At 39.1% G+C, this 20,959-nt stretch carries 20 protein-coding genes; 12 read left to right on the plus strand and 8 right to left on the minus strand.

The features are described 5' to 3' along the window. Window positions 1-21: 21 nt before the first annotated feature. Entirely contained in the window at window positions 22-1,272 is a 1,251-nt protein-coding gene (locus OD757_RS00540) for a low temperature requirement protein A (protein WP_263030518.1), read from the minus strand. A 135-nt stretch (window positions 1,273-1,407) separates the two neighbouring features. Between OD757_RS00540 and OD757_RS00545 the strand changes: the two genes are divergently transcribed. From OD757_RS00545 to OD757_RS00570, 6 genes are all read left to right on the plus strand, one after another. Next, window positions 1,408-2,004 (plus strand): phosphatase PAP2 family protein, encoded by a 597-nt coding sequence (locus OD757_RS00545; protein ID WP_263030519.1) that lies wholly within the window; start codon window positions 1,408-1,410, stop codon window positions 2,002-2,004. 322 nt (window positions 2,005-2,326) lie between these two features. After that, entirely contained in the window at window positions 2,327-3,283 is a 957-nt protein-coding gene (locus tag OD757_RS00550; RefSeq protein ID WP_263030520.1) for a TerC family protein, read from the plus strand. Window positions 3,284-3,580: 297 nt separating this feature from the next. After that, entirely contained in the window at window positions 3,581-4,636 is a 1,056-nt protein-coding gene (locus OD757_RS00555; protein WP_263030521.1) for an aromatic ring-hydroxylating oxygenase subunit alpha, read from the plus strand. A gap of 56 nt (window positions 4,637-4,692) precedes the next feature. Continuing rightward, window positions 4,693-6,018, plus strand: a complete 1,326-nt coding sequence (gene guaD / locus OD757_RS00560) for a guanine deaminase (protein WP_263030522.1) — start codon at window positions 4,693-4,695, stop codon at window positions 6,016-6,018. 214 nt (window positions 6,019-6,232) lie between these two features. Beyond that, window positions 6,233-6,760, plus strand: a complete 528-nt coding sequence (gene hpt / locus OD757_RS00565; protein WP_199986040.1) for a hypoxanthine phosphoribosyltransferase — start codon at window positions 6,233-6,235, stop codon at window positions 6,758-6,760. A 172-nt stretch (window positions 6,761-6,932) separates the two neighbouring features. After that, on the plus strand, window positions 6,933-7,184 hold the full coding sequence (locus OD757_RS00570; RefSeq protein ID WP_002115476.1) for a GlsB/YeaQ/YmgE family stress response membrane protein: 252 nt from the start codon (window positions 6,933-6,935) through the stop codon (window positions 7,182-7,184). Window positions 7,185-7,233: 49 nt separating this feature from the next. Here OD757_RS00570 and OD757_RS00575 read toward each other — a convergent pair whose 3' ends face one another. Together OD757_RS00575 and dmeF are read right to left on the minus strand one after the other, a co-directional pair. Then, window positions 7,234-7,932, minus strand: a complete 699-nt coding sequence (locus tag OD757_RS00575) for a DsbC family protein (protein WP_263030523.1) — start codon at window positions 7,930-7,932, stop codon at window positions 7,234-7,236. A gap of 95 nt (window positions 7,933-8,027) precedes the next feature. Next, a complete protein-coding gene (dmeF, locus tag OD757_RS00580) occupies window positions 8,028-9,008 on the minus strand; it encodes a CDF family Co(II)/Ni(II) efflux transporter DmeF (RefSeq protein ID WP_263030524.1) in 981 nt (326 codons plus the stop codon). Window positions 9,009-9,065: 57 nt separating this feature from the next. Here dmeF and OD757_RS00585 point away from each other — a divergent pair, with 57 nt between their 5' ends. Then, window positions 9,066-9,329 (plus strand): metal/formaldehyde-sensitive transcriptional repressor, encoded by a 264-nt coding sequence (locus tag OD757_RS00585; RefSeq protein WP_204389443.1) that lies wholly within the window; start codon window positions 9,066-9,068, stop codon window positions 9,327-9,329. A 47-nt stretch (window positions 9,330-9,376) separates the two neighbouring features. Here the strand turns inward: OD757_RS00585 and mnmE are convergent, their stop codons facing one another. From mnmE to rpmH, 5 genes are all read right to left on the minus strand, one after another. Then, window positions 9,377-10,732 (minus strand): tRNA uridine-5-carboxymethylaminomethyl(34) synthesis GTPase MnmE, encoded by a 1,356-nt coding sequence (mnmE, locus tag OD757_RS00590; RefSeq protein ID WP_263030525.1) that lies wholly within the window; start codon window positions 10,730-10,732, stop codon window positions 9,377-9,379. A gap of 90 nt (window positions 10,733-10,822) precedes the next feature. Further along, a complete protein-coding gene (gene yidC / locus OD757_RS00595) occupies window positions 10,823-12,583 on the minus strand; it encodes a membrane protein insertase YidC (protein ID WP_263030526.1) in 1,761 nt (586 codons plus the stop codon). 5 nt (window positions 12,584-12,588) lie between these two features. After that, entirely contained in the window at window positions 12,589-12,909 is a 321-nt protein-coding gene (gene yidD / locus OD757_RS00600; protein WP_003656027.1) for a membrane protein insertion efficiency factor YidD, read from the minus strand. Window positions 12,910-12,919: 10 nt separating this feature from the next. Continuing rightward, window positions 12,920-13,312, minus strand: a complete 393-nt coding sequence (rnpA, locus tag OD757_RS00605) for a ribonuclease P protein component (RefSeq protein ID WP_034678932.1) — start codon at window positions 13,310-13,312, stop codon at window positions 12,920-12,922. Between the two features lie 29 nt (window positions 13,313-13,341). After that, entirely contained in the window at window positions 13,342-13,476 is a 135-nt protein-coding gene (gene rpmH / locus OD757_RS00610) for a 50S ribosomal protein L34 (RefSeq protein WP_000831329.1), read from the minus strand. A 682-nt stretch (window positions 13,477-14,158) separates the two neighbouring features. On the opposite strand from rpmH, the gene dnaA reads away from it, so the two are divergent. From dnaA to cybC, 5 genes are all read left to right on the plus strand, one after another. Beyond that, window positions 14,159-15,565 (plus strand): chromosomal replication initiator protein DnaA, encoded by a 1,407-nt coding sequence (gene dnaA, locus OD757_RS00615; protein WP_009392858.1) that lies wholly within the window; start codon window positions 14,159-14,161, stop codon window positions 15,563-15,565. Between the two features lie 97 nt (window positions 15,566-15,662). Next, window positions 15,663-16,811, plus strand: a complete 1,149-nt coding sequence (gene dnaN / locus OD757_RS00620; protein ID WP_009392856.1) for a DNA polymerase III subunit beta — start codon at window positions 15,663-15,665, stop codon at window positions 16,809-16,811. A 14-nt stretch (window positions 16,812-16,825) separates the two neighbouring features. Beyond that, window positions 16,826-17,908: a DNA replication/repair protein RecF gene (gene recF, locus OD757_RS00625; RefSeq protein WP_009392871.1), complete on the plus strand. Its 1,083-nt coding sequence runs from the start codon at window positions 16,826-16,828 to the stop codon at window positions 17,906-17,908. Window positions 17,909-17,960: 52 nt separating this feature from the next. After that, complete coding sequence (gene gyrB, locus OD757_RS00630; RefSeq protein ID WP_009392852.1) at window positions 17,961-20,429, plus strand: DNA topoisomerase (ATP-hydrolyzing) subunit B; 2,469 nt, start codon at window positions 17,961-17,963, stop codon at window positions 20,427-20,429. Window positions 20,430-20,466: 37 nt separating this feature from the next. Next, on the plus strand, window positions 20,467-20,859 hold the full coding sequence (cybC, locus tag OD757_RS00635) for a cytochrome b562 (protein ID WP_263030527.1): 393 nt from the start codon (window positions 20,467-20,469) through the stop codon (window positions 20,857-20,859). Window positions 20,860-20,959 lie beyond the last annotated feature (100 nt).

Here is a 20,959-nt window from a genome sequence, read left to right on the forward strand (position 1 = left end):
GTTTTTTTATATCAATTATTTTTAAACTTTTTCTGGCTCTATATTGGCCATAAATTTATTAGAAACGATTAAACGTAAACTATAGACAATACCCATCGCAAAAACGCTATATCCCACGTTATTACAAATAAACGGAATACATAAAATGATGAGTGCCGTGATCGGGTAAAACCATTTGCTGCTTCCCGCTAAACATTCAAATTCGTAAAGTACCCAAATACAGGTGGTATAGAGCACAACACTCACCGCAACGACGACTCCCATATATAGATCGGAAATATGGGCATGATGCGTTGTGACATCTACGGCGGCAGCAAGTGCAGCACCCACCGCAGCAATACTGACAAAAACAAAATAATGGCCATAACCCCAAACAAACGGACGCACACCTTTAAAATGATGGTGTTGTTCACTACGATCGAAATAAGCCCACCACATTGCGAACATCAGCAGCAATCCACCGATCATTAAGAAAACGGCAGGGATATTCATCGACTGAGCGGCTAAAGCATCACGTATTGCATTAAAGCTACCGACAATCGACTCACCCAACACAATAATTGTAAGTAGGGCATAGCGCTCTACAATATGATGAGGGTGCCACGGCGTTGGTGAATATTTTTCTGCATAGATAGGAATAAATAGCTCCATCGCAACCAGAAATAAAAATAGAGGGATAGAAAGTATGTGTGCAAAATTAGCAACGAGCCAACCCACCTGAACCAATACAATACCGATTGCATAGCGGTAAGCCGTAATTCGCCGTGCCGGATCATGTTTTGCTGCACGTAACCACTGGGTAACGAGTGCCATGCGCATGATCACATAGCCCACAATAATGATGTCAAAATCCTGACTACGGAATACATCAGGAATACCTGCCGCCATCACCAATGATCCCACAATCTGTACAAAAGTAAGGCATCGATACAATACATCATCGTTATCATAAGCTGAAGCAAACCACGAAAAATTCATCCATGCCCACCACAGCGCAAAAAAAACCATCAGGTAGCTTGGTAATGCATGCCAGAGGTGATTTTCAATAATCGCATGATGTAACTGCTGCCCAGCTGTTGCAATCGCGACCACAAAAATTAAATCAAACAATAATTCGAGGGGAGTTGCTGCTCTATGCGGCTGTTTTGGATCTCTTGGAGATAGGGGCCTCAAACTTAATTTTTTCTGTTTTTCTTGAGTAGTCATAAAATAACGTTCTCGAATAAAGTGCCAACACGCTAACACTTTAATATTAACGTCCAGATCACGCATTAAAAATTATCTAGACCTGCTGTTTAATCTTTACTCACAAACCAACTATATTTCATTTTTGTGACAATTCTCTATCAAGCTATTAAGCTTAATTCTTTATCATAGCTCACGTTTTTGTTCTTGTTTGGAATATGAATGTCTTTAGAAACACTCAACCTTAGCTTATTCCATGTCATTAATGGTGCTCAGGATGCGAGTCAATTTATCATTCGTCTTGCAATCTTTTTTGCTAATGATCTCCTCTATATTCTTTTATTCATCCTTACATTTTTATGGTTCTATGGCGATCAAGATTTAAAAAATAGGGTCATTAAGTCTATCTTTTTAACGTGCATATCGCTTTTAGTAGGTTACGTTATTTCTCTGTTTTACCATCACGCACGACCGTTTGTAATGGGGGTAGGTAATACTTTTATTGACCATGCACCAACGGCTTCTTTTCCAAGTAATCATATGCTGATTTTCAGTACCATTGCTCTGTCTTATTTATTTGCACAGCGCAAAATGATCGGAATCATTCTTCTATTTTTGTCATTTATCGTAGCATGGTCACGTATTTATTTAGGTGTGCATTTCCCTTTAGATATGTTGGGCGCTTTTATTGTCGCGCTGTTGGTCAATACGGCGGGTTATTACTTCTGGAATGCTTACGGTACGCACTTAACCGCATTCTTTATTCATCTCTACCAGATTATATGTAAACCGCTTTTAGACCGAGGTTTGATTAAATAGCTCCTAAATTCCTTTTTTATATTTAAAAACACGTAGCTAAGCTCAGTTGCGTAATCCTAAAAAATCTGCCATTCTATGTGAAATTGGATATGTTTTATCCAAAATAGAATTTAGTTTGACAAGGGGAGTAGCCTCCTCCAAACATAACAGCAATGTTATGTGTCAGATATCGTCAATACACTTTTATTAAAAAGTCGGTATCTGAGCATCGTGAAATTCATGATGTAGGCAAGACCTTGATCATGTTGATACAGATGTTTTAATTCATCTGGCAACTGGTCGAGGTTTTTTTATGCCCAATTGCCGGATGTGAGGAGGATTTATGGAAACAATCGGCAATCTATGGCTGTACATAGCATTCTTTGGCATTGTCATTGTCATGCTTTTAGTGGACTTCTTAGGTTTTAAACAAAAACAAGGCCAAGATGTTTCTATCAAGCAAGCTGCTTACTGGAGTGTCGCTTGGGTAAGTGTTGCAATGTTATTTGGTGGTGGTTTGTGGCTGTATCTACAGCAAACTGCTGGTGTAACCTTAGCAAATCAAAAAACCATGGAATACTTTGCAGGTTACTTACTCGAAAAGTCACTTGCGATTGACAACGTTTTCGTCTGGTTAATGATTTTCGCGGCATTTGCTATTCCAGCTGCACTACAACGTAAAATTTTGCTCTACGGCGTATTAGGCGCAATCGTACTGCGTACTCTGTTTATCTTTATTGGCGCATGGTTTGTTCAAGAGTTTTCATGGGTGCTTTATATCTTTGGCGCGTTCTTGGTATATACAGGCTTCAAATTCTTAAAAGGCCAAGAAGAAGAAACCAATATTGAAGATATCAAGGCTCTAAAATGGTTACGTAAGCACATGCGTATTACGCCGCAGCTGGAAGGTGACAAATTCTTTGTCCGTCAAAATGGTTTATTGTGGGCAACGCCGTTATTTCTAGTGTTAATTTTGGTTGAAGCGTCTGACGTTATTTTCGCAGTAGACTCTATCCCTGCTATTTTCGCGGTAACCAGCGATCCGTTTATTGTTTTAACAGCGAACTTAATGGCTATTTTAGGTTTACGTGCAATGTTCTTCTTGCTTGCTGGCGCTGCATCTAAATTGCATTACTTGCCGTACGGTTTAGGTATCATCTTATTGTTCATTGGTGCAAAAATGTTGTTGCTTGATGTGTTCCACATGCCAATCTGGATCTCGTTAAGCTTTATCGTAATAGTGTTGGCAATCACTGCTTACCTCTCTTTACGACACAACAAAAAGCAATTGCAGTCTTAATTCATCCAATCAGCAGATCTACATAAAAAAGCACTTTTAAAGTGCTTTTTTATTGTGCTTGATTCGCAATTAATCAGTGCATTTTAAATATATACCGAATAATAAACTTTCATTTTTAAAGCTAAATTAGAACGAAAATTCAAAAATATAATGCTCTAATCCCATGTATTTCAATACCTTCAATCTTATCTTCTTTATTAAAAATCTATATTGGCAAGCTCTTTGCATCTACTAAAAAGAAAAAAGCCTAGATTTTAAGGGCTCGTAAGAGCCCTAATTTTTTTAAGGAGCGATGCTATGAATGCTATTCCAACTTTAACGCCACTTGCCATACCGTGTAACAGCAGTTTTGATGCAAAAGATTGGGAAATTTTATCTAGTCACTGGTATCCGGTTGCCCGTATTCAAGATGTCTCTACTGCACCACAACGAGTGACACTATTAGACGTGAATATGGCACTGTATAAGACAGCAAGTGGTGAGATTCATCTGGTTCGAGACATTTGTCCTCATCGTGGCGTACCTTTAACCAAAGGGTGGGTGAATGGTGAAGAAATTGTATGTCCCTATCATGGTTTACGCTATAACACCGAAGGGAAATGTACCCAAATACCAGCTCAACCTGAGTTAACCAAAATTTCTGATCGTTTTTCTCTGACTAAATTTCCGGTTGTGCAACGATATGGCCTGATTTGGACCAGTATTCATGGGCGTGATGTTACTCAAACCAATATTCCTGTATTAGATACTTGGGAGCATGCCGAGCATCAATCAATTTTGCCGCCTTTTGTCGATATTGGTGGGTCTAGCGGACGTCAACTAGAAGGTTTTATCGATGTTGCTCATTTTGCCTGGGTCCATCACAATGCATTTGCGAATCGTGAGAACCCCGTTGTACCCAAATATCACACAGAACGTACCAGCTACGGCCTGAAAACGATCTATATCAGCAATGTCAGTAACTATCCGCATGAGCTAAAGCATCTCGAACCAGAAGGCTTTTTATGGAAGCGCACCTTTGATGTCTATCCACCTTTTTCAGCTGTGCTTACGGTCGATTTCCCAGAAGGAGGGGTCTTAAAAATCTTGAATGCCTGTTGTCCTATTTCTAATAATAAAACCCGTTTATTTGTTCCACTCACCCGCAACTTTGACCAAACAGGTGATTTAGAAAAAGTATATGCATTCAATGCACAAATTTTTGCTGAAGACCAAGACATGGTCGAATCACAAAAGCCAGAAGAACTGCCGCTTGATTTAATGATGGAAGCACATTTTGAAGCTGACCGTTCATCAACGACTTATCGACGTATTTTGGCTGAATGGGGACTAAGTAAACGTTATACCGTTTAAATCTTGGTTAACTGGGGTACAATCAACCGAAAAAAGTGAAAATATAAAGGCTTTCCATGTCATTGATCGCAAATACCACCGTTGTGCGTGGTCGTTTTTTAGATATCCAACAAACCGTCTTAGAGCCAACTGATATTCCAAATCAAGTCCGCTATTTGGAAGATGGTGTATTGATTAGTGAACATGGAAAAATCAAATGGTTTGGCGCATGGGAAGAAGCTCAAGCGCATCTTCCTGCTGGGGTTGAGGTTCAACATTATCCAGAGCAATTGATTGTACCCGGCTTTATTGATACTCATATTCACTTCCCACAAACTGAAATGGTTGGAGCATATGGCGAACAACTTTTAAGCTGGCTCAATACCTATACATTTCCCACTGAAATCCAGTTTCAAGACAAAGCATATGCAAATGAGATTGCGCAATTCTTTGTTCAGGAACTCTTAAAACACGGTACAACTACAGCCCTTGTTTTCTGCACAGTTCATCCCGAGTCTGTTGATGCCTTATTTGAAGCCGCAGAACGCGTTCAGATGCGCTTAATTGCTGGTAAGGTACTTATGGACCGCAATGCCCCTGAAGAGCTTTGTGACACGCCAGAAACAGCTTATAGCGACACAAAAGCATTGATTGAAAAATGGCATGGTAAAGGCCGTGCTCTGTATGCAATTACGCCACGTTTTGCACCTACTTCTACACCTGAGCAGTTAGAAAGAGCAGGGCAGTTAAAACAAGAGTTTCCTGATGTTTATGTACATACCCATTTAAGCGAAAACAAAGATGAAATTGCGTGGGTAAAATCCTTATTTCCTGAACAAGCTGGCTACTTAGACGTTTATCAGTATTATGGTTTGACTGGTAAACGTTCCGTGTTTGCTCATTGCGTTCACTTAGAAGATGAGGAATGGCAATGCATGCACGATACACAGTCAGCTATCGCATTTTGTCCAACTTCAAACTTGTTCTTAGGTAGTGGTTTATTTCCATTGAAAAAAACATGGGAAAAACAAGTAAAAGTGGGCTTAGGTACTGATATCGGTGCAGGTACATCATTTAGTTTGCTGCAAACTGTTAACGAGGCTTATAAGGTTCAGCAATTACAAGGCGATAAACTTTCAGCTTATGAAGCGCTCTATCATGCAACACTAGGCGGAGCAAAAGCGCTTGACCTGCACGATCAGTTAGGCAATTTCAACATCGGTAAAGAAGCAGATTTTGTTGTACTCAACCTTAAGCCAACAGCATTACAGCAACTTCGCCAGTCTAAATCTAAGTCTATTGAAGATTCGCTGTTTGCCATATTTACTTTGGGTGATGACCGTAATATTGAGGCGACTTATATTTATGGAAAACGTGCTTATCAAAAAGAAACAGCCCAGTAAAAATCGGGCGGTTAAGTTTTTGTTATTATTTGGAATATGTGCTCTTACCTTAAAGCGTGATCGACATAAACCGCAAAATGATGAAATTTCACAGCCATCAAAGGGTGCATGAAAAGTCATTTTGCTTTAAAATTTTACCATTAACTCAGATTTTAGAGGTGTTGCAAGTCAACACCTTTTTTATTTTTTCTTTTATATCTTGTAGGAATCTGACATGACTGTTGCAATGAGCATCATGATTTCAACCGAAGAAATTCAAGCAAAAGTCAAAGAGCTCGGCGAGCAAATTAACGCTCACTATGCAAATAGCGACAAAGAGTTGGTCCTGATTGGACTACTGCGTGGTTCTGTTATTTTCATGGCAGACTTGTGCCGAACGATTACCAAACCGCATGAACTCGACTTTATGACAGTGTCTAGCTACGGCGGCGGTACGACTTCAAGTCGAGATGTTAAAATCTTAAAAGATCTTGATGGTGAAATTCGCGGTAAAGATGTGTTGGTCGTTGAAGATATTATCGACTCGGGTAATACCTTAAGCAAAGTTATGGAAATGCTGCAAACTCGCGAACCAAATTCGATTCAATTGTGTACTTTAGTGAGTAAGCCTTCTCGCCGTGAAATTGATCTCGAAGTTAAATTTTTAGGTTTCGAAGTTGAAGATAGATTTATTGTAGGTTATGGCTTAGATTACGACCAAAAGTATCGTCACTTACCATTTATTGGTGAAATTGGTTTATAAAATTCAAAAAAATAGCACCGCGAGGTGCTATTTTTTTATATAAAACCTTAGCTTTGAACAAAAAAGACACAAAAAGTCGCAATCTGCTACAGACAAAACAGTCAGCTCTGCCGCACGATAGAATATGAAGCAAAATCATTAACTTCATCAAAAAAACAACTGGAGAACAAATATGTGGTCACTTATTGTCGCTATTGTGGTTGGTTTCTTTGCTGGCTTAATCGCTCGTGCTTTACATCCTGGAGATGATAAAGCAGGTTTCATTGTAACCACCTTAATTGGTATTGCAGGCTCACTTCTAGCCACTTATGGTGGCCGTTTACTTGGCCTTTACGGAGAAAATTCAGCTGCGGGCTTTATCGCATCTGTGATTGGTGCAATCGTTATTCTCTTTATTTACAATTTAATTGCACGAAAAAGCTAATTACTTTTATGCAATAAAAAAGCACCTTATGGTGCTTTTTTAATTTATGTTATAAGCCTAATTCTTTCCAAACTGCCTGAATTTCTTCAGCAGATCGTGCACCTACCAGTTTAAATCCATTTGCAAAAATCAGGGTAGGGGTACCATTAAAACCTAATTTCTTTCCAAGCTCTAAATTACGGTCAATTGGATTCGCACAACTTGTAACTGTTGGTTTAACACCTTGCTGAATGAGTTTTTTCCATGAATAGGATTGATTAGGCGCACACCAAACTTGTCTAGAAACCACAATAGACTGAGGTTTTAAAGGATAAATAAACGTGTAAATAGTCACGTCTTTCAGCTTGTCGAGTTCAGGTTCAAGCCGCTTACAATAAGGACAGTTTGGATCAGAAAATATTGCTAAAACATGCTGTCCGTTACCTTTAACCGTTTTAATCGCATCTTTTAAAGGAAGTTGCTTCCAGTCAATCGAGTTCTGTCCTAGTACTAGATCTTTGGTCAAATTCTTCTGATCTTTTAACCGAATCATAGAGCCAACAAGCATATGCTGACCATCTTCGCCAATATAGATGATTTGTTGATCCAGATTAGCGCTATATATCCCTGACATTTCGGTTTTCTGAATATTACTAATTTTCAAATTAGGATATTGTTTCTTAATATTTTCCCTAACCGTATCCACATTAGCGAAACTCAAACTCGCCGTTAAGCTTAATAGTGTCAATATTCCTAATTTTTTAAGCATAAAACCAACTCATAGGGAGGAAAGGATCTCATTTTAATCAGTTCAGTTTATGAAAACAGAACTGATTACCGAGTTATAACTAAATTCCCACTCAGTTATGCCAATGTTTCACGTGGAACATAAACAGGTTTTAGAGTATTAATTTCTACCGATATATGCACAATTTCATCATGTATCGATAATGCATGACGAATCTGGTCCGCTGTTAGGGAAATATCATCAGTTTCGAGTGCTAAAATACAAGAAAATTTGCCTTTTGCGACTTTCCAGACATGAATATCCGTAATTTCGATGTGTTTAGGAAATTCACTTATTACTTCTCGAATTTCGTCAACTACAGGATGATCCATTTCTGCATCAAGAAGAGTTTTACCTGTCTCTTTCATAAGCCCAATAGCCCATTTTGCGACCAAAATCGAACCCAAAATCCCTAAAAGTGCATCTAAAAAATCCCAACCAAAATATTTACCAGCACAAAGCGCAATAATGGCAAAAACAGAAGTCACGGCATCTGCAACCACATGTAAAAAAGCAGCTTTTTGATTTAAATCATGGTGGTGATGACCATGTTCATGCTCATGATGGTGATGGTGATGGTGATGGTGATGGTGATGGTGATGGTGACCATCATCATGAAGTAACCATGCGCAAATCAAGTTAATCACTAAACCTAAAATTGCAATGGGAATAGCTTCATTATAAAAAATCTCAACCGGATTAAATAAGCGTTGAACCGACTGAAAAGCCATAAAAATAGCCACAACCATGAGCAAAATTGCACTGCTGTAACCTGCTAAAATCTCGATTTTCCAAGTTCCAAAACTAAAACGGCGATCTTTGGAATAATGACGAGCTGCACGATATGCAAAGTAGGCTAAACCTAATGCCAACATGTGCGAACTCATATGCCAACCATCAGCTAATAAGGCCATTGAGTTGAAGAACCACCCACCAAATACTTCTAGCACCATCATGGATGCCGTTAAAATGGTTGCAATCAAAATACGTTTTTGTGCAAGTGGATTTCCTTCATCAAACTGATGTTGATGATGACGTGATACACTATGATCCTGCATAAAATTTAAACCCAATATACTCCATACCAGTATATTGAAGTATACAAGAGAACACAGATGAGTCACATTGGTCAGGATAAAAAAATACTTAATCGTGTAAAACGGCTAAAAGGGCAAATTAACAGTATTGAACATGCCGTTGAACAACCGGATATTTCATGCATAGAAATATTACAGCAAGTTGCTGCAATTAAAGGGGCAATAAACGGTTTAATGAGTGAATTGATGGAACAGCATTTACATCACCACGTGCTCAAAGAAGCACAAGTTGATCAAAATGAGTTAGATGAGTTTTTAAAAGTTCTAAAAAGATACGGTTAATGAGATTACTGAATGACGCAGCCATGTGCATCATTCAGAATTTTTAATTATTTTCCAATACAAAACGAACCAAAGATTTTGCCTAATAGGTCATCGGCGCTAAAGTCACCTGTAATTTCCCCTAAAGCATTTTGAGCAAGGCGTAATGATTCAGCAACGAGTTCACCTGCGTTAAATACCACAAGTTGCTCACGTGCTTCAGAGAGATAGAGCTGTGTGCGCTTCATTGCGTCTAAATGACGTGTTCTCGCAATAAACGTGTCTTCCTCAGGGTGAAAACCTGCATGAGCTGTAATCGCCTCTACGAGGCCTTGTACACCCATCTCTTGTTTTGCAGAAACGGTAATATGACGGAATCTTTGAAAATCGCTTATTTCGGCTAACTGGCCCGTTAAATCGCATTTATTACCAATTAACATTAAGCGACGCGGCTCAATATGTTCAGCAAAATATTCTTGAGCCAGCTTTAATGGATCATCGCCTTGATTTAAATCATAAACCAGCAATAACAAATCGGCCTGTTCAATTTCTTTGATTGCTCTACGAATCCCTTCTTTTTCAACAATATCACCTGTTTCACGAAGACCTGCGGTGTCTGTTAAGGTAATTGGCAGACCATTTAAGCTAATTTTTTCATGTAAAACATCGCGAGTTGTACCGGCAATATCAGTCACAATTGCACGCTCAACACCAGCTAGCGCATTCAATAAGCTCGATTTACCCGCATTTGGTTTACCCGCAATCACGACTTGTAAACCTTCACGTAGTAATTGGCCCTGTCGCGCAGAGGTTTGAACGGCATGTACCGACTGCTGAACATCTTCGAGTAAAGCTAAAATTTTGCCATCTGCCAAGAAATCGATTTCTTCTTCAGGAAAATCAATTGCGGCTTCAACATGCAGGCGTAAATGAATCAGTTTTTCTAAAACGGTATTAATTTTAGTTGAAAAAGCGCCTTGTAAAGAACGAACAGCAGAACGTGCCGCAGCTTGCGAAGTCGCATCAATCAAATCTGCAATCGCTTCTGCTTGTACCAAGTCCATCTTGCCATTTTCAAAGGCCCGCATGGAAAATTCACCGGCTTTTGCAGCGATTGCACCAAGCTCAAATAGACGACCAAGCAAAGCATTTTGAATGACTGGACCGCCGTGACCTTGTAGCTCTACAACATCCTCACCTGTAAATGAATGAGGATTTGGAAAACATAAAACTATCCCTTCATCCATAATGCTACCGTCAGCATCATAAAACTTACGGAACCCTGCCATACGCGCTTCAGGCAAGTTTTTTTGTGTCAGGTTTTGAGCAATTTCATAAGCCTTTGGCCCCGATAGGCGAATCACGCCCACACCACCACGCCCAGGCGGCGTTGCAATTGCGGCAATCGTGGTTTGACTTTGCATATTATTCACCTAAAAACCTAAAATCCAGCCAAAGAAAAATCCGCCTAAGATTACCATCTTAAGCGGATTTATTCAGCAAAAGTTCTACGATTAAGAAGCTGATTCAGTCTTATTTATACGACTTTTTTCAACGCTCTTATTAATAAACGACTGCTGTAAAATAGTAATACTGTTGTTCACAATCCAGTACAACACGAGACCTGCAGGGAAGAACAGCATAAATACCGTGAACATAATCGGCATAATGCGGAACACTTTTGCCTGCATTGGATCAGCTGGTTGCGGGTTCAACATTTGCTGAGCAAACATGGTAGCACCCATGATTAGCGGCAAGATGAACCAAGGATCCATTGCTGACAAGTCTTGAATCCAGCCTAACCATGGCGCGTGACGTAATTCCACACTTTCCATGAGTACCCAGTACAAGGCAAGGAAAATTGGCATTTGTAGCAACAATGGTAAACAACCTGAAAGAGGATTCACTTGTTCACGTTTGTATAAAGCCATCATTTCTTGCGAGAAGCGCATACGGTCTTCACCGAACTCTTCTTTCATGCGTTGCATTTCTGGTGCAATCACACGCATTTTCGCCATAGAACGATAACTTTTTGAAGATAAAGGCCACAAAATCATCTTCACCATAACGGTAAGTAAGATGATTGACCATCCCCAGTTGCCTACAATGCTATGGAAGAATTGAAGACCTAAGAACAATAACTTGGCAATTGGCCATAACCAGCCATAATCAACAGTTTGATTCAAGCCAACCGCTAAATCTTTTAATTCAGATTGTACTTTCGGACCTGAATAAAGTTTTGCGTCTACTTCCATTGAAGTGCCTGCCGGAACATTAATCACTGGTGAGGTAAAACCAATGATATTCATATGATCAGCAGATTGACGAGATTCAAGTTTAGCTACATAAGGCTGACCATTCGCTTGAGTCAGTTTAAGATTCCCAGGAATCCAAGCACTTACAAAATAATGCTGAACAATCGCAACCCATCCACCTTTCGCTTCAGTACTTACTTTTTCTTCAGAGAAATTAGCAAACTTAAGCTTGTTGTAGTGTGAATCAGGTGTCCCCCAAGCTCCACCTAAGAAAGTTCCTAGAGTGAAAATACCTTGAGAAGATTTACCAGGATCTTCAGAGTTATCGCGCTTTAATTGTCCAAACATCTGACCTTGCCAGCTTTGTTGGCTACGGTTAATCACTTGATGTCTTACAACAATTGGATATTGCCCTTGGGTAAAGGTAAAAGTTTTAATAATTTCAACGCCTTCAGGTGTCTTAAATACCATCGGAACGTTTAAAACTTTTTCAGATTGACCCTTTTGATCCTGCACACCTTTAGCATCAGCCAAAGTATATGATGTTTTTTCAACAGCATATAAAGGACGACCACCACGACTGCTATCTGGTCCATTCAAACCAATTAAGCCAGATTGAGCAACATATGTACGCTTGGCATCATTTTCAAGCATAACAAATGGCTGATCGCTGTCTTTGCTTTTGTCGTGTGAGAGTAATTCAATACGAACAATATCACCACCCTTTGGATTGATCCAAATATGGTAAAGGTCAGTTTGTACTGAAATAAGCTGTTGATTCACAGGTGCAGTTGCATCTGTGGTTTGTGACTGCGCAATATTTGCTTGTGGCACATCGGAAGCCACTGTTGCATTTTTAGCATTTGGCAAATCAGCAGATACTTCATGTGAACTTACAGCCGCCGCTTGTTTTTGCGGTGCAGTTGCAGCATTTCCATAATCTTTTTGCCAAGCCAAAATGAGCAAATATGCGGTGACAAACATGGCCCCGAGAATTGCAAACCTGGCCCATTGTTGCATATCTATTACCCCAAATGGTTAGAGAGATTTTGCTTCAGTAAACGATCACGAAAGGGTACAGCAACATGATGCGTTTGAGAATCTATTTGATGAAACGAAATAAAACGAATTGCTTTTGGCGGTACCGGATCATATCCAGATCCTCCCCACGGATGACAACGACAAATCCGTTTAGAAGATAACCAAACGCCTTTTATCGCACCATGAGTTTGCAATGCTTCTATCGCATATTGGGAACAAGTCGGGATATAACGACAACGGGGTCCAAGAAGCGGACTAATCGCAATTTGATACAGTCGAATCAACCAACGTAGAAAACGAACCATTGGCTATCTCTTAATTTTGCGAGTTTGTGCCAACTTTAGAATGTTTTTTTGCTAAGCGTTGTAATTTTTGCCAAGCAAAATCTAATTGTTGATATAGCTCAGCATTCGTAATCGCTTCTATACCGACTTTCGGCATTACCACAACATCTATGTCTGATCCAAAATTCGGCTGATGTAGACGAAAGCTCTCACGAGCAAGACGTTTTATTCGATTTCTTTCATGCGCACGGCGCACTTTTTTCTTAGCAACAACAATACCCAAACGGCTATTAGGCTGTTCGGTTAATTTTGCAAGAAATAAAAAATGGGGTTGATGCACTTTAAAAAGCGCACCATCGAATACACTTTTATAATCTGCAGCACAGCGTATTCGCACATCTGTGCTAAAATTGTAAAGTGTCATCACACCCAAGTCTGGTCAGCGTAACAGTATTAAACAGTTAAGCTATGACGACCTTTTGCACGACGACGAGCTAATACTTGACGACCAGCTTTAGTTGCCATACGAGCACGGAAACCATGAACGCGTTTACGCTTTAATTCAGATGGCTGGAAAGTACGTTTCATATCGAAACTCCCAAAAATGATCTTTCTATAAAGGTCCGCGATTTTATTGTGCAATGTTTACGCTGTCAATGAAAAACCAAGAAAGTTTTGTATTTAACCCAAATTTTTAATCTCTCTACTTCTTTTTTCTGAGTGTCATAATTTAGTGCAATATATAGTTTTCAAAGTTATGCACAAAGTAATTGTCTATTTTCATTAGAACTTTCATTATATACACACCTTATATACACACTTATCAACAAAACAAGATATCATCTTGGCTTTGATTTGCTGCATTTGAATTTAAATTCATATTTTGTAGTTATCCACAAAAGATCTCACCCCTATTAAATAAATTCAAATTTTAAAATTTATATTTATTCTTATTAGGAGCAACTTTTTCTGTGGATTTCGAACTTTTAAATTTAAAAAACATGTATTTGAGTTGTTGATAACTCTGTTTCTATTATATTTATGGATTGTGGATAAGTTTATGTGTTAATTTATCCACAGGTTATGCAAAAAGTTATACACAAGTGGTTTTGAATTTAAATTTATTCACAAGAGTTTTCTTTTTAGGCAAAATCAATCGAAATCGTCATGACAGATGTGGATAACTTGGTTAGAATGGCGACCCCTTCTCATCAGGAAGGGTTAATCTTTAGATTATTTGAATTTAAAAACGCAGAAATAGGGGATACACATGCTTTGGACAGACTGCTTAACTCGCTTGCGACAAGAGCTCTCTGATAACGTCTTTGCGATGTGGATTCGCCCATTAGTTGCTGAAGAAGTAGAAGGGATACTACGTCTCTATGCTCCTAACCCTTATTGGACGCGTTACATTCAAGAGAATCATTTAGAATTAATTTCTATATTGGCTGAACAGTTGTCAGAAGGGCGTGTCCGTCAGGTTGAGATTTTAGTTGATTCTCGTCCTGGGAGTATTTTGTCGTCGAGTGAACAACCAGCAACCACTACGGCCGCTTTGCAAAGTTCGCCACCACCAAGCATTAAAGTAAAAAAAGAACCCGATTCTATTGCTAGTCCCAATACGAATAGTGTGGTAAATCCAAAAACAGCGAAAAAGAAGCTGCTTAATCCCCAGTTTACTTTTTCTTTATTTGTTGAAGGCCGTTCGAACCAGATGGCAGCTGAAACATGTAGAAAAGTATTAACGCAATTAGGTGCTTCACAGCATAACCCTTTGTTTTTATATGGCCCTACAGGACTAGGTAAGACTCACTTAATGCAGGCAGTTGGTAATGCTTTATTGCAGGCCAAACCCAATGCTCGTGTGATGTATATGACTTCTGAGAGTTTTGTTCAGGATTTTGTGAGTTCTTTACAAAAAGGCAAAGTAGAAGAGTTTAAGAAAAACTGCCGTTCTTTAGATTTATTGTTGGTGGATGATATTCATCTTTTAGCAGGTAAAGAGGCGAGTCTAGTTGAGTTCTTCTATACATTTAATGCTTTACTTGATGAATCTAAACAAATTATTTTAACTTCAGACCGTTATCCAAAAGAATTAACAGAGTTAGATCCGCGTTTAGTTTCCCGTTTTTCTTGGGGACTTTCAGTAGGTGTTGAACCACCAGATATTGAAACTCGTATCGAAATTTTATTAAAGAAAGCGGAAAATAGCGGCGTTGATTTACCTCGAAATTGTGCATTATTTATTGCACAACAAGTTGTGGCTAACGTGCGTGAACTTGAAGGGGCACTTAATAAAGTCGTTGCAATTTCCCGTTTTAAAGGTGCGCCAATCGATCTTGATGTTGTTCGTGAGTCTTTAAAAGATGTATTGGCTATTCGCGCACGAACAATTAGTGTAGAAAATATTCAACGTGTAGTGAGTGAATATTTCCGTATCCCTTTAAAAGAATTAGTAGGGCCGAAACGCACACGAATTTATGCTCGACCACGTCAGTTGGCAATGGGGCTTGCTCGTGAGTTGACCGGTGATAGTTTTCCAGAAATTGGAATGGCTTTTGGTGGGCGTGATCATAGTACTGTGATGCATGCTTGTGAAAAAGTAGCAAGTTTGCGAGAAGAAGATCCAATTTTTGATGAAGATTATAAAAATCTACTACGTCTACTTCAGAGTTAATGAAATAATAAGACCTTGTTGCAAAGTCTACGTAAGTGCAGCATAGTACACAGCTAAAAAATGAAATATTTGCTCCAAGTTGCTAGAGGAATGAATCGTGCGTTTGAAAATCGCTAAAGAAAGTTTACTCAATGTTTTATCGCATGTTGTCGGTGCGGTAGAACGTCGTCATACATTGAATATTCTTTCAAACGTCAAAATTCAGACTAATGCTCAGGCGCTCACCATTACTGGTTCTGATCTAGAAGTCGAGCTGGTTGCGAGCACTGTTTTAACAGAAGGGGCATGCCTTGAAGCAGGGGAAACCACAGTCCCTGCTCGTAAGTTAATGGAAATTTGTAAATCATTGCCTACAGCTGCATTAATTGATTTACAAATTACTGAAGATCAAAGATGTATCTTAAAATCTGGTAATAGCCGTTTTGTATTAGGGACTTTACCAGCAGAAGATTATCCATTATTGACGACTGAAAATAGTCAAGGTACTCAAGTACAGGTAACTCAACGTGAGTTAAAGCGTTTATTTGAAAAAACTGCTTTTGCGATGGCTGTACAAGATGTACGTTTCTATTTAACGGGTACTTTATTGGAAATTGATGAAAATCAATTACGTGCAGTAACAACAGATGGTCACCGTTTAGCACTTTGTGAAATTACTGCTTCTTCTACATCGTCTCAATTAGTTCAGGCCATTGTACCTCGTAAAGCTGTGGGTGAATTACAGCGTTTACTGAGCATTGAAGATGAACAATTAACATTATTGATTGGTCGTGAATTGCTAAATGTAACTATCAATACGCCAAGTCGTGATAAGGAACAGGGTAACATTACTGTTCGTTTTACGACAAAATTGATTGATGGAAAATTCCCTGATTATCGTCGTGTAATTCCACGTGGTGGCGATAAACATGTATTAATTAGCCATGATGTGTTTAAGCAATCATTACAACGTGTTGCAATTTTGAGTAATGAAAAGTTACGTGGCGTTTTCTTGAATTTTAATCAAGATTCTTTACAGCTTCGTGCGAATAACCCTGAGCAAGATGAGGCTATTGAAGATTTAGCTATCCAATATCAAAATGTACCGCTTGAAATGTCATTTAATGCGCAATATTTACTGGAAGTATTGGGTGTACTTGATGGCGATGACGTAAATATGAGTATGAGTGAAGCGAATCAGTCTGTTTTGGTTCAAGACCCAGCACATACTGATCAAACTTATGTAGTTATGCCGATGCGTGTATAATTTGGCTATCTAATATGCATCTTACGCGTTTAAATATCGAACGTGTGCGTAATTTAAAAACGGTTGCACTCCAAGGGTTGCAGCCGTTTAATATATTTTATGGCGCGAACGGTTCAGGTAAAACCTCAATTTTGGAAGCAATTCATTTGCTTGCAACAGGGCGGTCGTTTCGCACCCATATTCCAAAAAATTATATTCAGTATGCTGCCGAAGATGCGATTGTCTTTGCACAGTCCAGTACTGAGAAAATTGGTATGCAAAAAATGGCCTCTGGTGAACAGTTGATGAAAGTCAATGGCGATACCGTGGCTACCCAAGGTCAACTTGCTAAATTACTTCCTTTGCAGCATTTAGATCCACAAAGTACAGATATTATTGACCATGGTGCAAAACCACGACGCCAACTTTTGGATTGGTTGATGTTCCACGTGGAACCTGAGTTTTATTTTGCATGGCAATACTATTCGCGTGCATTAAAACAGCGAAATACTTTACTTAAAACCCAAAGAAATTTGACATTGGCCGATTTGGAACCTTGGAACAAAATGCTGAGTGACTATGGCGAAATTTTGCACTCTCAGCGCTTGGGTATTGTGGAACAATGGAATGTCTTTTTTCAAAATGATTTGAGCCAATTGCTTCCTGATCTTGAAATTGAACTGGAATACAGTCCAGGTTTTCATACAGAGCAGGGGCTCATGCAAGACCTGCTTAATCAACACCAAAAAGACATCGAACGACGTTATACCGAATATGGTCCACATCGTGCAGATTTGCGCTTAAAAACCCCTTATGGACATGCTGATGTAGTTTTATCAAGAGGTCAGAAAAAACTGCTGATTATTGCCTTAAAACTGTCACAAATTGCAATGTTGCATGCGAGTAATAAGGAAACTGTGGTATTATTAGATGATCTGACAGCAGAATTAGACTTAACCGCACAACAACGTTTAATTGAACGATTAAGCCAACTTGGTAGCCAGGTTTTTATGACAACTTTAGATCATGCATCGGTAAAAAAACACTTACATGATTTGTCTATTTCATATCAATTATTCAATGTTGAATCCGGTCAAGTTAGTCTTGCTTCACCATAATTTTTTGATGTTACCCATCTTTGAATAAACCTATATTTGCTAGGGAGAAACCATGAGTTCAGAGTCTCAATCAGCCTCTCAAACAGAACAAACCAATGAAAAGGCTTATGATTCCTCTAGTATTAAAGTATTACGTGGATTAGATGCAGTTCGTAAACGTCCGGGTATGTATATTGGGGATACAGACGACGGTACCGGTTTACACCATATGGTATTCGAGGTAGTCGATAACGCCATCGATGAAGCTTTAGCTGGGCATTGTGATGAAATTATTGTCACTATTCATGAAGATGAATCAGTGAGTGTTTCGGATAATGGCCGTGGTATTCCAACCGATATTCACCCTGAAGAAGGTGTTTCTGCAGCGGAAGTAATTCTTACCATTCTGCACGCAGGCGGTAAGTTTGATGACAACAGCTATAAGGTTTCAGGTGGTTTACACGGTGTAGGTGTTTCTGTAGTAAACGCACTTTCAAGTAAATTACATTTAATGATTTCTCGTGCTGGTCTAGTACATGAGCAAGAATATCAACACGGTGATCCGCAATATCCATTACGTGTGATTGGTGAAACGGATAAGAGTGGTACAACAGTACGTTTTTGGCCAAGTGAATTAACATTTACTCAAACCATTTTTAACGTAGAAATTCTAGCACGCCGTTTACGTGAGCTTTCATTCTTAAACGCGGGCGTACGTATTGTATTGCGCGATGAGCGTATTAACCTTGAGCATGTATATGACTACGAAGGTGGATTATCTGAGTTTGTAAAATACATTAACGAAGGTAAAACTCATCTCAATGAGATTTTCCATTTTACTGCAGATACAGATAACGGTATTGGTGTAGAAGTAGCCTTGCAGTGGAATGAAAGTTATCAAGAAAACGTTCGTTGCTTTACCAATAACATTCCTCAAAAAGATGGCGGTAGCCATTTAGCTGGTTTCCGTGCAGCTTTGACGCGTGGTTTAAACCAATATCTTGAAAATGAAAATATTCTCAAGAAAGAAAAAGTTAATGTAACCGGCGACGATGCACGTGAAGGTTTAACCGCTATTATTTCGGTAAAAGTACCTGATCCAAAATTTTCATCTCAAACCAAAGAAAAACTGGTATCGAGTGAAGTAAAACCTGCTGTTGAGCAAGCAATGAACAAAGAGTTCTCTGCTTACTTGCTTGAAAACCCACAAGCTGCAAAGTCAATTGCCGGTAAGATTATTGATGCTGCACGTGCACGTGATGCTGCACGTAAAGCGCGTGAAATGACACGTCGTAAGAGCGCACTTGATATCGCTGGTTTACCAGGTAAATTAGCAGATTGTCAGGAAAAAGATCCTGCACTTTCTGAATTATATCTTGTCGAGGGTGACTCTGCGGGTGGTAGTGCTAAGCAAGGCCGTAACCGTAAAATGCAGGCTATTTTACCGTTGAAAGGTAAAATCCTGAACGTTGAACGTGCGCGCTTTGACAAAATGATTTCTAGTCAGGAAGTCGGTACTTTAATTACTGCTCTCGGCTGTGGTATTGGTCGTGAAGAATATAATCCTGACAAACTACGCTATCATAAAATCATTATCATGACCGATGCCGACGTTGATGGTTCGCACATTCGAACCTTGTTATTAACGTTCTTCTTCCGTCAAATGCCAGAATTGGTTGAGCGTGGGCATATCTATATTGCTCAGCCACCTTTATACAAATTGAAAAAAGGTAAGCAGGAACAATACATCAAAGATAATGATGCATTGGAAACTTATCTGATTTCAAATGCGATTGATGAGCTGTCGTTACATATTAGCGCTGATGCTCCTGCAATTACTGGCGAAGCACTGGCAAAAGTGATCAAGGATTATCAAGTTTCACAAAAGAGCTTGCAGCGTTTAACCTTACGTTATCCAGCTAGCTTACTAGATGCTTTACTGGAAGTAGAAGCTTTCAAAGCCGATCAAAATCATGATCAGGCTTATGTACAGCAATGGGCTGATCAGGTTCGTGAAACAGTCACTAGATTGCAGCCAAGTTTACGTCCGGAAATTACCCTAGAGTCATTTGAACGTGAAAATGCTCAGGGTGAAAAATCTGCACATTATTGGCCACGTATTACCGTATATGTTCATAACTTGCCGCATGCCTATTTGCTTGATGCTGGTTTATTGAATTCAGCGGAATATGCTCGTTTATTGAAAAACTCGAAGAGTTGGTTCAGCTTAATTGAAGAGGGCGCTTATTTACAAAAAGGCGACCGTCGTATTCAAGTGGCTAACTTCCATCAAGTTTGGCAGCACATTTTGCAAGATTCGCGCCGCGGTATGATGATCCAGCGCTATAAAGGTCTTGGTGAGATGAACGCTGAACAGCTTTGGGAAACGACAATGGACCCTGACAACCGTAATATGTTGCAGGTGACCATTGATGATGCGATTGAAGCAGATCGTATGTTCTCTTGCTTAATGGGTGATGACGTTGAACCACGTCGTGCATTCATTGAAGAGAATGCTTTAAATGCAGATATTGATGCTTAATTCATAACACGATTCTAAATCAGTCTAGGGAGAGAAGATGATGGGTCAGAAATTATTAGCGAGTCTATTAATTTCATGTGCGTTTTTAGGAAGTTCTGCTGTTTGGGCAGCAGACCTAGAAACAAATATGAAAACTTTAGCTAAGAGCACTAAAGCATTTGCTGAAGCGAAAGATGCTGCTAATGCGAAACAACAGCTTGTTGTAATGCGTGAAGCGGCAGTTTCTTCTAAGCAATATTTGCCGCATAAACTTGAAGGTTTACCTTCAGGAAATGTACAGGTAAAAGAGTACCAAGCTGGTTTAGATCAGCTTGTTGCCGAGATTGATAAAGTAACTGCATTAGTTGAGCAAGGACAGTTAGATCAAGCAAAAACTGAAGCAATGAATTTAGTCAAAATTCGAAATGAAAATCATAAAAAATTTAGATAATTCTTTTTATGATGATTGAAGAAAAGGCTTTGTTCTAATTTAAGACAAAGCCTTTTCTTTTATAAGAAACGAACTTTTAAACTGTCATTCAAATGATAAT

Origin of the sequence: Acinetobacter sp. AYS6, from assembly GCF_025630795.1 — a bacterium.
GTDB lineage: Bacteria > Pseudomonadota > Gammaproteobacteria > Pseudomonadales > Moraxellaceae > Acinetobacter.